The organism is Saccharibacillus sp. WB 17 (assembly GCF_008634075.2).
GTDB classification, from domain to species: domain Bacteria; phylum Bacillota; class Bacilli; order Paenibacillales; family Paenibacillaceae; genus Saccharibacillus; species Saccharibacillus brassicae.
This window is the reverse complement of sequence record NZ_VPFK02000040.1, coordinates 19,066-31,556: the sequence shown is the minus strand read 5'-3', so window position 1 is coordinate 31,556 and position 12,491 is coordinate 19,066. Positions and strand designations below refer to the sequence as shown.

At 61.4% G+C, this 12,491-nt stretch carries 8 protein-coding genes; 3 read left to right on the top strand and 5 right to left on the bottom strand.

From position 1 onward, the window contains the following. Positions 1-175: 175 nt before the first annotated feature. Together FTE24_RS18080 and FTE24_RS18075 are read left to right on the top strand one after the other, a co-directional pair. A complete protein-coding gene (locus FTE24_RS18080; RefSeq protein ID WP_141450118.1) occupies positions 176-1,579 on the top strand; it encodes an NCS1 family transporter in 1,404 nt (467 codons plus the stop codon). 53 nt (positions 1,580-1,632) lie between these two features. Next, positions 1,633-3,027 (top strand): allantoinase, encoded by a 1,395-nt coding sequence (locus FTE24_RS18075; protein ID WP_150229380.1) that lies wholly within the window; start codon positions 1,633-1,635, stop codon positions 3,025-3,027. 539 nt (positions 3,028-3,566) lie between these two features. Here the strand turns inward: FTE24_RS18075 and FTE24_RS18070 are convergent. Then, on the bottom strand, positions 3,567-5,603 hold the full coding sequence (locus FTE24_RS18070) for a beta-galactosidase trimerization domain-containing protein (protein WP_150229378.1): 2,037 nt from the start codon (positions 5,601-5,603) through the stop codon (positions 3,567-3,569). A gap of 184 nt (positions 5,604-5,787) precedes the next feature. Here FTE24_RS18070 and FTE24_RS18065 point away from each other — a divergent pair, with 184 nt between their 5' ends. Beyond that, positions 5,788-6,657 carry a helix-turn-helix transcriptional regulator gene (locus tag FTE24_RS18065; RefSeq protein WP_160441821.1) on the top strand — a complete coding sequence of 290 codons (870 nt, stop codon included), beginning with the start codon at positions 5,788-5,790 and terminating at the stop codon, positions 6,655-6,657. 99 nt (positions 6,658-6,756) lie between these two features. Here FTE24_RS18065 and uxaC read toward each other — a convergent pair whose 3' ends face one another. From uxaC to FTE24_RS18045, 4 genes are all read right to left on the bottom strand, one after another. Next, positions 6,757-8,229: a glucuronate isomerase gene (gene uxaC / locus FTE24_RS18060; RefSeq protein WP_150229373.1), complete on the bottom strand. Its 1,473-nt coding sequence runs from the start codon at positions 8,227-8,229 to the stop codon at positions 6,757-6,759. Beyond that, on the bottom strand, positions 8,226-9,803 hold the full coding sequence (locus tag FTE24_RS18055; RefSeq protein ID WP_415663214.1) for a UxaA family hydrolase: 1,578 nt from the start codon (positions 9,801-9,803) through the stop codon (positions 8,226-8,228). The genes uxaC and FTE24_RS18055 overlap by 4 nt, the downstream gene beginning before the upstream one ends. Then, entirely contained in the window at positions 9,800-11,233 is a 1,434-nt protein-coding gene (locus FTE24_RS18050) for a tagaturonate reductase (RefSeq protein ID WP_150229371.1), read from the bottom strand. Before FTE24_RS18050 ends, FTE24_RS18055 begins: the two co-directional genes overlap by 4 nt. Before the next feature lie 80 nt (positions 11,234-11,313). Continuing rightward, positions 11,314-12,327: a LacI family DNA-binding transcriptional regulator gene (locus FTE24_RS18045; RefSeq protein ID WP_150229369.1), complete on the bottom strand. Its 1,014-nt coding sequence runs from the start codon at positions 12,325-12,327 to the stop codon at positions 11,314-11,316. Positions 12,328-12,491 lie beyond the last annotated feature (164 nt).

Sequence of the window (12,491 nt, the reverse complement as noted above, 5' to 3'; positions counted from 1 at the left end):
TGTTTTTTTGTTTAATTTCAACAGGAAACGCTGCGATAATCTACGTTTTTGTCAATGAATTGTGCAGGGGAGGTGATAAAATAAGAAATAAGAAATGAGAGTAAGAAAACATTACATATTAAAGTGACGTTATCTTACCGGATTTTAAATCGTTTATAGAGGGAGCGTGCTGAGTATGTCTACGAATTTGGCAGGTCGGGTGCTGGAAGAAACGCAGCTGCATGAAGAGATCGGATTGGACGACTCCCTGAAGCCCAAGCGGGACAACGAAAGAACGGTAGGTCCGGTAGCGTACATGTTCATGTGGATCGGAGACGGCGTCAATCTCGGCAACATGACGCTTGGAGCAAGCTTGATCGCGGCGGGAATGGCCACGCTCAACGTGTTCCAGACTTTCGTGGCGGCGATCGTCGCGATCGGCATCATCTCCGTCATCTTTGCCCTCAACGACCGCTTCGGTTATCGCACCGGCATCCCTTACGTCGTTCAGCTGCGCATGTCGTTCGGGATCAAAGGGTCGGTCATCTCCTCGTTCCTGCGCGGCGTGCCCGCCATCGTCTGGTACGGCTTCCAGAGTTGGGTCGGGGCGACAGCGCTGAACGAGATCGTCAAAGTGCTCAGCGGCGGCGGGTTCGACAGCATCCCGATCTGCTTCGTCATTTTGCAGGGCGTTCAGATCGTCTTGTCGCTTTACGGCTTTCATGCGATCAAGTGGGTGGAGACGCTCGCTTCGGTCGTGATCATGCTGGCTCTCGTCTACGTCTTCGGCGTCCTGCTGAATTCGCACAGCGCGGCGATCGCCGACGTGTGGGTCAACACCGAAGGCACGTGGGGACTTCCGTTCTTCGCTTTTATCATGGTGTTCCTCGGCAACTACGCGGCGATCTTCCTGAGCGCGGCCGACTACTCCCGCGAACTCAAGACCGGCATCAGCGACAAAAAGCGCAGCATGCTCTACTTCCTCCCGATCGTGATCGCCTACGGATTCGTTCTGACGATCGGCGCGATGATGGCGGCGGCAACCGGCATCTCGAATCCGGTCAAAGCGTTCGCGATCATCGTCGACAACCCGTATATCACCGTCGCGGTATCGGCCTTTATCGTCATCGGCGCCGTTGCCGTCAACATGGTCGCCAATATCGTGCCTCCGGCGTACGTCATCTCGCTCGTGACCAAATTGAAATATAAAGCGTCGGTCGTCGTGACCGGACTGCTCGCGCTCTGTTCGTTCCCGTGGGTACTCGTGCAGGATTCTTCGGCGCAAGGGTTGAACACGTTCATCCTGATCTACTCCGCTTTCCTCGGTCCGATCGTGGCGATCCTGCTCGTGGACTACTACATCCTGCGCCGGCAAAAGGTCGATGCGATGGAATTGTACCGGGAGACCGGGAACTTCGCGGGCTACAATCCGAGCGCGCTGCTCGCCATGGCAATCGGAGCCGGCGCCGCGTTCCTGCTGGTGGATATCGGCTGGATTACCGGTTTTGTCGCCGCGGGTATCGCTTACCTGCTGCTGAGCAAATACGCGTTCCGGGGCTCTTCGTTCAAAAAAGGGACGATTTACGAAAAAGCGGCTTGATCCGCGTATCCGTCACCGACTACCATTAGCGCATACGAAAAGGGGAGAACACTATGGAACGTTTGGACCTGATCATCCGCGGAGGCAGCGTCGTGCTGCCGGGCGGCGTTACGCAAGCCGATATCGGAATTACAGACGGGAAAATCGTCGCGATCGAGGGAAATTTGCGGGCAGAAGCGGGGCAGGAGTGGGACGCGGCCGGCCGGCACGTGCTGCCGGGCCTGATCGACGTGCACGTCCACTTCAGCGAGCCGGGCCGGGAACATTGGGAAGGCTTCACGACCGGTTCGGCCATGATGGCCGCCGGAGGCTGCACTACCTTTTTCGATATGCCGCTGAACGGCATTCCGTCGACCGTGACCGAAGAAGCGCTGCTCGGCAAAGCCCGGTTGGGCACGCAGAAGTCGATCGTAGATTTCGGACTGTGGGGCGGGCTCGTGCCGGGCAACGAAGACGATTTGCAGCCGTTGGCGGAAGCGGGCGTGATCGGGTTCAAAGCGTTTCTGTCCACGACCGGCAACAAGGAATTCGAAGCGGTGGACGATAGGACGCTGCTGACCGGTATGAAAAAGATCGCGGCGCTCGGCAAGATTCTGGCCCTGCATTCGGAAAGCGCGGCGATCACCAACTGGCTCAAGGAAGAAAAAGAAAAAGCCGGGCTGTTCGGCGCCGACGATTATCTGGAGACGCGTCCGATCATCGCCGAAGTCGAAGCGGTGGAGCGTGCGCTGTACTACGCTGAAATGACCGGCTGCGCGCTGCATTTTGTCCATATCAGTTCGGCTGCGGCCGTTGCGAAGATCGAAGCGGCCAAAGATCGGGGCATGGATGTGAGCGTCGAGACGTGCTCCCATTACCTGCTGTTCAACCATGACGATTTGCGGGAAAAAGGAACGATCGCCAAGTGCGCGCCTCCGCTGCGCGAAGCGGACGAGCAGCAGCGGCTGATCGCCTTGCTCGCGGACGGCAAGTTCGATATGCTGTCGTCCGACCATTCGCCTTGTCCGTACGATATGAAGGACCCGAAAGACTTCAATCTGTTCGAAGCGTGGGGCGGTATCAGCGGCGGGCAGTTCACCCTGCTGTCGGCGCTGGAAACGGCGCTTGCGCAGGACATCCCGCTTACGCAGGTCGCGGCCTGGACCGCTTCAAACCCGGCTGCGCGCTTCGGCCTGGCGGATCGCAAAGGCACGATCGCGGTCGGCCTCGACGCGGATCTGGCGATCGTCGATTTGAACGAACCGTTCACCGTGACGGAACACAATTATTACGCGCAGCATAAACAGAGCCTGTACATGGGCCATACGTTTCCGTGCAGCGTGAGCGGAACGATCGTGCGCGGCGAGATCGTCGTCCGCGGCGGCGAAGTGACAGCCGCGCAGCCGACAGGCCGCTGGCAGAAGCCGGCGGGGATTGTGGCCGCGGCGGAGGAGCTGTCGGCGACGTAGTCTGGCGACGCGCGTACGGCGGCGGTGGCAGGGTCCACGCACCCATTTGCGTCATCCGCACGAAAAACCGTTCTTTTGCCACTTTGGCGAAAGAACGGTTTTTTGATGGGAACCTTTCTTTTTCCCTATATGCTCCACAGACGAAAAGGGAAAGGAGGAAGTTGCAGCCCAAGTTTACCTGGATCGAGCACTAACGAATCCTCAATTCGTTAGACGCCTTTTAGAGGACATCTTGGAAATGCGACGAATCCTGAGATCGCTATGAGCGGAATAAAGCGGAAAAACGCCGGTTTTGCTCCTTTTAGCGATATCACGATTCGTTAGCTGCGCGAAAAGGCTTAAAAAGCCGAAATAGCGTTACGACGATTCGTTGGCTTGACGGGTGATCGCTTAAACCTCGGGATTCCCGCTATTCCCGCCTGTGTCCTGCTATTCCCGCGATTTTCGTTGTGCTCGTCTGCGTCTTGTCATTTCCGTCTGTGTTCCGTCGTTCCCGTCATTCCCGTCCGCGTCCCGCAGCCTGGCCCATGCCGCAACGGTCAAAACTCCGCCACCACCATCTGATGGCACGACCACGCCGGCACGGTGCAGGCAATCTTCCCGTTCTGCTGCGCAAAATCGAGCGGCGTGCGCTGCGGGGCGAGGTACAGCCGTTTCACCGGGCGCGGCTCGGCGAGCGTCACGTCGGTGCTCGGCACGGTCGGCAGGTCTTCGATCACTTCGGTGTTTTGGCCGCGGCGGACGGGAGGGGCGTACAGCAGATGCAGCACCCGGCGGTTGGCATCCGGCTGTTCCTGCAGCGTGACGATGCCCTGCGCGGGCAGATTCACGGACAGCGTGCGTCCGCCGGACGCGGATTCCAGCAGCGTATCGAGCAGATACAGCAGCATCTGCTTCACCGGCAGGCTGCCGTGCCGGGCATAATCGGCGAACAGGTTCCACGCCGCGTAGAGGCCGTCCGCGCCGGAAGTGAAGCCCGGTCCCGCGTCGATCAAGCGGGAAGGCGCATGCTGATGCGAAGTGAACGTGAACAGGTCCCGGTTGAAATACGGATTCTGCCGGCTGCCGAGCGAGGTTCCGCCCGCCGCCAGACCGATCTCGTAACTGTTCGCGTACACGACGAACGAAGCCGGCCGCAGCGACGGCAGTTCGAACGCCGGGCAGGCGTACGTCGGATTGAACGGCGATGCGCCCTGCCACTGCGCGCCAAGCTCCAGCGCAAAGGACTGTCCGTCCGGCGTCAGTCCCGAACGTCCGGTAGCGAGAATCTTGCCGCCCGCAGCGGTAAAAGCCTTCAGGCGTTCCTGCAGTTCCGGCGTAATCGCGATGCAATCTGGCAGCACCAATACTTTGTAGGCGTCCAGATGGCTGTGCGTATCGATTACGTCGAACAGATAATGGCCTTCGAGCAGGAGACGTACCGCGCCCGTATCCGCTGCGACCGCGTCACTGCCGTCGCTTCCGTCCGTCACGCTCGTTCCGCTGATGAGGTCCGCCGTAGCGGCTGCACCGGCGCCGAAGTCCGAGCCGGCCGCTTCGGCGGACAGCAGCGCAATATCGGCGACCGGCGACACGCCGCGGCACCATTCTTCTTTCGCTTCGACTTCCGTATACGCTGCGCCGATCAGCGCGTATGTCGCTTCGTCCATCCGGCCGAGCGGATGCAGCTGGTCGCCGATCGAACAGCCCGCTCCGTTCGCCAGACTGAGCGCGGCTTCGTACCGCAGCGCGTTGGGATGCTTGAAGCCGCCGAACTCGCCCCACGAATGGTGGAACTTGCCGGTCATGCCGAGCACGTCGAGACCGAGTCCCTGCGCGTAGCGGACCGACAGCGGAAAATGATCGTAGCCCCAACCGCCGGTCGGCAGCGATTCCAGTTCCAGATGCGTGTTGAGCGCAGCCAGATCCCGCCGCCCGCGTTCGATATGCCCGTTATTGTGGAAAAGAGGCAGTCCCGGCTTGAGCGCATGCACGGCCTGGTCCATGGCGGCCCCGTATTTTTGATACGTCTCTTCCCACAGCTTCCGCATAGCGTCCGTACGGCGCGGATCGGAGCCCCGGCGGCGAATCTCCGCGACGCAGGATTGGCAGTAACATTCGCGCACGCCGACGATGTCGAGGAAGATGCCGTCGGCGTCGTAACGTTCGACGACTTCGCGTACCTGCGCGGCCAGCATATCCAGATAAGGGGTGTTCATGCAGAACTGGTGATAGCCCGGCTGCATAAAATGCGCCGACCAGTTCGTGCGCTCCTCGCGATCGCGGATCAGCCATTCCGGATGGCGGCGCGCCAGCTTCTCGTCCAGCCCCGCGGACAGGTAGACCGGCGTTTTGACTCCGATCGCATGGGCAGCGTCGATCTGGGCGCCGAGCAGGTCGAAGTCCAGCTGCGGATGGATTTCGTTGGCGTCGGACGGATGGTAGGCCCAGCCGTGGTGGCATTTGGAGAATACGGTGATCGAGTCGACGCGGCCAAGCTTGAGCTTTTGCCGAAAATCGTCGGCGTCAAAATCGCGGCCGATCTCGGGCACCGCTTCGGACGTGTGGAAATCGAGATGAACCTGACGGAATCGCATAGAGAACCCTCCCGTGCAAAAGTGGTTGTACAGACGCAGTTTTTGTATGAATCGTACGATCTCTACCACTGTATCCTATTTTATTCCCGAAAAAAGCAGACAATCCCGACTCCGTACCGTACAATCTCTACAAGATCGAACGACAACGACAACCACAACGGAAAGGCGGGGAGCGAACATGCGCATGCTGGAACTGCCTATTCCGCCGCTGCCTCAGATCGCCGCGGTCGGCTATGCCGCCTGGCAGCCAGGCACGCGGCACGCCGAGCGGGTCTTCGAAGCGTACGACGTGATCTTCTGCGTTTCGGGGACGCTGTATATGCAGGAAGAAGGAGAGCGGTACGCGATCGGTCCGGGCGAGATGCTGGTGCTCGAAGCGGGGCTGCGGCATAGCGGATACCGGGCGGTGGAAGAGGAGACGGCGGTATACTGGATTCATTTCCGGCACGCGCCCGCCGTGCGGCGGCCGCCTCACGCAGCGATCGCGCCAGGACAGCCGCTTGCGCCGCGCAGCGATCAGGAGACGGAGCCGGCTTCCGGCGCGGCGTTCATTCCGAAGTACGGGCAGGTCGATCTGCCCGCGCTGCTTCCGCTGCTGGACGAACTGCTGCGGTTGTCCGAGACGCTGACGCTCGCGCGGTCGTACGAGCTGCAGGTGTTGTTCGGCCAACTGCTGCTTCAGCTGCAAAAAGCGCGCTCGGTCTCGCCGGGCCGCTCCCGCGCCGACCGGCTCGGCGAAGCGGCGGCCGCGTATCTGGCCCGCTCGCTGGAGCAGCCGTTCGATTCCGCCGTCATGGAGCGCGAACTGCACTACCATTTCGATTATTTGTCCCGCTGCCTGAAGCGGCATACCGGCATGAGTCCGCTATCCTACCGGCATCATCTGCAAATCGAACGCGCCAAGCGCCTGCTGCTTCAATCCGGCGATACGCTCGGGCGGATCGGCGAACAATGCGGCTTTCAAGACGCGACGTATTTTGCCCGCCTGTTCAAGCGCTCGACGTCGCTGACGCCGGGCGAATATCGCAGGCGCTATTCGGTGTTTCGCACCTGAGCGCTTGCGCTTCGATTCCCGCAGCCGGATACGGACAGCCGAACGCCAAACAGCCGTGCTTGCGCACGGCTGTTTCTTTTACCAGGATCAGGCAGCCCGTCAAGCTTCGCCGAATCCGAAATAAGCGGAGGCGTTGCCGTATGCGATATCCCGCACGATGGCGCCGAGCAGCTCGGGGTCGTCCGGCGCTTCGCCGCGCTGAGCCAGTTCGCCGAACCAATCGCACAGCACGCGGCGGAAATATTCGTGCCGGGTGTAGGAGAGGAAGCTGCGCGAGTCGGTCAGCATGCCGACGAACCGCGGCAGCAGGCCGTTTTCGGCCAGCAGCGTAATCTGGCGGCGCATGCCGCTGCGGGTATCGTTGTACCACCAACCGGAACCGAGCTGCATTTTGCCGGGCGTGTCTTTTTGGTAACAGCCCATCAGCGCGAGCAGCGCCGGATAGTCGCCGGGATTGAGCGAATAGAGAATCGTTTTGGGCAGACCCGAACCGCTCTCGGCCCGGTCGAGCAGGCTCGACAAAGCTTCCGTCAGCGGCAGATCGTTCAGCGCGTCATAGCCGGTATCGGGGCCAAGCTTGCGAAACATCGGCGTGTTGTTGTTGCGGTACGCGTGCAGATGCAGCTGCATCGTCCAGCCCTGCTTCGTGTAGGCGGCGATCAGGCGCAGCAGCAGTTCGGTGCGGTAAGCCGTCACTTCGTGCTCAGACAGAGGCTCGCCGGCCAGCCGTTTGGCGAAGATCGCTTCCAGCGCGTCCGAATCGGCATGTGCGTACTTGAGCGTATCGAGCGCGTGGTCGGACAGGCGGCAGCCCCGCGCGTGGAAAAAGGACACCCGTTCGTCCAGCGCGTCGGCCAGCGCCGCGAACGAAGAAACCGAACGTCCGCAAGCCTGCTCCAGCCGTTCGATCCAGTCGGGGAAGCCGTCGGCGTCGATATTGAGCGCTTTGTCGGGGCGGAACGTCGGGAGCACGGCGAACCGGCTTTCTTCTTCGGCGAGCAGCCGGTGGTACTCCAGATCGTCCGCCGGATCGTCGGTCGTGCAGAGGATCTTGACGTTGGAGCGGGCGATCAGCCCGCGCCGCGTGAAATCCGGCTGCTGCAGCCGCGCGTTGGCACGCTCCCAAATGTCCGGCGCGCTCTGCGCGTTGAGCGGCGTATCGATATCGAAAAAGCGGCGCAGCTCCAGATGGGTCCAGCTGTACAGCGGATTGCCGACCGTGCTCGGCACCGTCTCCGCCCAGGCGGCAAAGCGGTCGTAATCCGAAGCCGAACCGGTAATCCGCTCTTCGGCGATGCCGTTGGCCCGCATGAGGCGCCATTTGTAATGGTCTCCGTACAGCCACGCTTCCGTCAGATTGGCAAACGGACGGTCTTCGTAAATTTCCCGCGGATCGAGATGGCAGTGATAATCGATGATCGGCATCGTTTTGGCGTGATCATGGAACAGTTTTGTAGCGAGGTCGGTGGACAGCAGGAAATCGTCGTTCAGAAAACCGGCTGTGGCCGATTTCGCCGTGCTGCTGCCCGCGTCGGTCCGTCCTGCGCTTGAATGGTTGGCATTTGTGTTCATAGCGTAACCCCCGTTTTGAAAATAGCCAGCTCCCGCACCTGATTTTGCTCGTTGCGCGTCGGGCGGCCGCTTGCGACTTCGATCAGATAAGCGATAAACGACTCCAGCACGTCTTCCATCGGCCGCTCCAGCAGCGGTCCGGCGTTAAAATCCATCCAGTGTCCTTTTTTGGCGAACAATTCGTTGTTGGTCGCGATCTTGACGGTCGGCACGAAGCTGCCGAACGGCGTCCCGCGCCCGGTCGTGAACAGCACGAGCTGGCAGTCCGCCGCAGCCAGCGCCGAGGAAGCGACGAGATCGTTGCCCGGCGCCTGCAGGAGGCTGAGACCTTTGCGGCGCAGCTTCTCGCCGTATTTGAGCACGTCGACGACAGCCGAAGTGCCGGCTTTTTGCGTGCAGCCGAGCGATTTGTCTTCGAGCGTGCTGATGCCGCCCGCTTTGTTGCCCGGCGACGGATTTTCATACACCGATTCGCCGTGCGACAGGAAATACTGTTTGAAATCGTTGATCAGCCATACGATATCCGAGAATACTTCTTCGTTTTCCGCGCGGGCCATGAGCACTTTTTCGGCGCCGAACATTTCGGGCACTTCGGTCAGGATCGTGCTCCCGCCCTGGCCGATCAGGAAATCGGAGAACGCGCCGAGCAGCGGGTTGGCCGTAATGCCCGAGAAGCCGTCGGAGCCGCCGCACTTGAGCCCGACATTCAGTTCGCTGAGCGGTACCGGCTCCCGGGCATCGCCGAGCGCCGCGGCATACAGCTCTTCGAGCAGCTGCATGCCGGCTTCCACTTCGTCGCCGACGTCCTGCGCCACGAGGAACTTGACCCGCGACGCGTCGAAATCTCCGAGTTTCTCGCGGAATTCCGCCACGATGTTGTTCTCGCAGCCGAGGCCGAACACGAGCACGCCGCCCGCGTTCGGATGCTGCACCGCGTCGAGCAGAATGTCGCGCGTCATCCGGTGGTCGTCGCCGAGCTGCGAGCAGCCGTACGGATGCTTGAGCACCGTGACGTTGTCGAACGGACCGAGATCGGGATGCAGCTGCTTGAACTCGGCGATGATCAGTTCGGCGATGCCGTTGACGCAGCCGACCGTCGGCACGAGAAACAGATCGTTGCGGATACCGACTTTGCCGTTTCGGCGGCGGTATCCGTCGAACGTCAAGCCGCGCGGAGGATAGACGATCGGATGCAGCTCCGGCGCGTAGACGTAGTCTTCTTCGCCGGCAAGCGTCGTGCGTACATTGTGCAGATGCACCCATTCGCCGGCCGGAATGTCCGCGGTCGCGTAGCCGATCGGCGCGCCGTATTTCATGACGACGCTGCCCTGCGGGATCGCCGCCGTGGCGATCTTGTGTCCCTGCGGCACGTCCTGCAGCGCTTCCAGCCCGGCGAGTTTCGTATCGGAGCTGTGCATGTCCGACATTTCCGTGTCGATGCGGTCCATGTCCGCACTGCTTACGACCGTACGTTCCGCGCCTTCACCTTCGGCTTGCAGAAGTTCGCCGGCCGCAAGCGGTCGAAGCGCGACCGCGACGTTGTCGCGGGCGTTCATTTTCATCAACGTTTTCATGCGTGGATTCCTCCTTGGGCGATGCGCCGGAGCTGGGCGCGCGGGCCGTCTTTTTCCAGAGCGTCCAGCAGGCTTTCCAGCCGGGCCCCCAGACCGGGCACTTCGTTCAAGTCGGTGCCCCAGAGCGAAGTGTCGCCCAGAATGGCCGGCACGAAGCTTGCAGGCGCGGCTCCGGCCCGGTCAAACGCCGCCAGCACGGCCGCTTCGTCCCGGCGCTGCTCGCCGTCATCGCGGCCGCTGCGCAGCAGCGCGGCAAAAGCAAGTGTGAGGCGGGGCGGCAGCTCGCCGCGTTCGCGCACGAAGCGCAGCAGGATCGGCAGCAGCCGCGACTTGAACTTCGATACGCTGTTCAGCGAGATCGAACGCAGTTCGTGCCGGATCGACGGATTGCGGAAGCGATCCAGTACGTCCCTGGCATAATCTTCCATTTCCGCGGTCGGCATATCGAGCATCGGAATCAATTCCTGCTCGATCAACGCATGGACGAACGGCGAGAAGTCGGCATCGTTCATCACGTCTTCGACCGTCTCCAGACCGGCGGGCAGGGCGAGCGGAACCATCGCCGTATGCGGGCCGTTCAGCAGATGTACTTTGCGCTCGCGGTAAGGCGTCATGTCCGTCGTCACGACGACGTTCAGCCCGGCCTGGGCAAGCGGCAGGCTGTCGCGCAGCGATTCCGGTCCTTCAATGATCCACAGCAGATAAGGCTCGGCCGCGACCGCAAGTTTGTCGACGTACCCGAGCCGCGCTTGCAGTTCGGCTTCGCGCCCGTGCGGAAAGCCCGGCACGATCCGGTCGACGAGACTGCTGCAAAACGTATTGTCCGTGTCCAGCCAGCGCTTGAACTCTTCGCCGAGCTGCCAATCGTCCGCGTGCCGAAGCACGATCTCCCGCAGCCGTTCGCCGTTGCGCTCGATCAGCTCGCACGGAAGAAGCGTGAAGCCGGGCCCGCCGAGCGAGAAGCGCCGGTGCAGCAGCGCGGTCAGCTTGCCGGGAAAACCGGCCGGCGATTTGGTCTCGGGCCGTTCTTCATGACGGTAGACGAGGCCGGCTTCGGTCGTGTTCGAAGTGATGAACGTCAGCGCCGGATCGTCCGCAAGCGACAGATAAGCGGCGTAATCGGTATACGGATTGATCAGGCGGCTGACGCTTGCGACGACTTCGGCGGTATCGATGCTCTCGCCGCTGCGGATGCCGCTCAGCAGCACGGTGAACAGATGATCCTGCTCGGCGAACTGCGGATCGGTCCGGGGAGACACGGCCTGGACGAGTACGGCGCTGCCGCCGAACAAGCCCCGGTCGTTCATGCGCTGAAGCTGCCAATCGACGAAACCCCGCATGAAGTTGCCGCCGCCGAACTGGATCATTTTCTCGGGAAAAGAAGGCAGGTCCGGCCGCATATCGCGCGACAGGGTAGGAAAGTCGGTCATGTTGTTCGCTCCTTGTGTTCGGATTTTTGCACACGTGAACATTTTGCGTGAACGGAACCGGCGGATCGCCGGGCAAATCATCAGTTCCCGCCGGCGTCCGCCGGTTCGGCTACGGAGCGGCGAACGATCAGGCGGCTGCCGAGCAGGCGCTGGACCGGCTCGGCTTCCGGATGTTCCATTCGCCGGAGCAGCAGCCGTGTGCCTTCGGCGGCGATCTCCGCCACGGACTTGCGGATGGTCGTCAGCGGCGGATTCGTGTACCGCGCGAAGATCATGTCGTCGAAGCCGATCAGCGACATATCGCCGGGAATGCTGACGCCGCGGTCGAAGCACGCGTTCATCGCGCCGATCGCCATATCGTCGTTGCCGCAGAAGACGGCGGTCGGTCGCTGCGGCAGGTCGAGCAGCGTGTTCATGGCGGCATAGCCGCTCTCCAACGTGTAATCGCCCTGGACGAAATAGTCCGGGTTCGGCGTCAGTCCGTGCGCCATCAAGCCGTCCAGATAGCCGGCGCGGCGTTCGGAAGCGGACTTGAAGCCCGGCCGGCCTTCGATGATCGCGATGCGCCGGTGCCGCAGTTCGCAGGCGTGATCCGCCGCCGCGCGTCCGCCGACGCGGTCGTCCGACGCGACGTTCGAGATCGACGGATCGTCCAACTGGCGGTTGAGCACGACGAGCGGGATGCCGGACGAGCGCACGTGATAGATGAAGGCGTTGTCCAGTTCGCTCTGGCTCATGACCAGAATGCCGTCGTACCGGCGCGGATTGACGCTGCCCAGACTGCCGGGATCGTCGATGCCGCTGACCGTCAGCATGTAGTTCGCCTCCAGCTCCCGCCGGATACTTTTGAGCGCGTCCGCGAGGAAGCTCGACGACGTGCCCTGCTCGATGCTCGAAAAAAAGAGCCCGATCGTGTTGGACTTGCGGGTGACGAGATTTTTGGCGCTGTAGTTGGGCATGTAGTTCATGTCCGCGGCGATCTTCTCGATCCGCTCCCGCGTGCCCGGCTTGATCAGCGAACTGCCGTTCAGCGCACGGGACACGGTCGTATGCGAGACGCCGGCCGCGCGCGCGATGTCTTTGATCGTAATCATGATAGGTTCTCCCAACTGTAAATGTTAACGTTATCATCATAATCCGGCCTTCGGTCGTTGTCAACGCGTCGGCGGCTTCCCCAGAGCCGGGTTTTCCTGACAATCTTCGTCGAAACCGACATCGAAACCGACGTCTGTACAGTCCGAATAACACGTGTTATATT

Bases quoted from the DNA above. Each gene is read 5' to 3' on its own strand.
- FTE24_RS18080 (WP_141450118.1), top strand. From the start codon at position 176: ATGTCTACGAATTTGGCAGGTCGGGTGCTGGAAGAAACGCAGCTGCAT.
- FTE24_RS18075 (WP_150229380.1), top strand. From the start codon at position 1,633: ATGGAACGTTTGGACCTGATCATCCGCGGAGGCAGCGTCGTGCTGCCG.
- FTE24_RS18070 (WP_150229378.1), bottom strand. From the start codon at position 5,603: ATGCGATTCCGTCAGGTTCATCTCGATTTCCACACGTCCGAAGCGGTG.
- FTE24_RS18065 (WP_160441821.1), top strand. From the start codon at position 5,788: ATGCTGGAACTGCCTATTCCGCCGCTGCCTCAGATCGCCGCGGTCGGC.
- uxaC (WP_150229373.1), bottom strand. From the start codon at position 8,229: ATGAACACAAATGCCAACCATTCAAGCGCAGGACGGACCGACGCGGGC.
- FTE24_RS18055 (WP_415663214.1), bottom strand. From the start codon at position 9,803: ATGAAAACGTTGATGAAAATGAACGCCCGCGACAACGTCGCGGTCGCG.
- FTE24_RS18050 (WP_150229371.1), bottom strand. From the start codon at position 11,233: ATGACCGACTTTCCTACCCTGTCGCGCGATATGCGGCCGGACCTGCCT.
- FTE24_RS18045 (WP_150229369.1), bottom strand. From the start codon at position 12,327: ATGATTACGATCAAAGACATCGCGCGCGCGGCCGGCGTCTCGCATACG.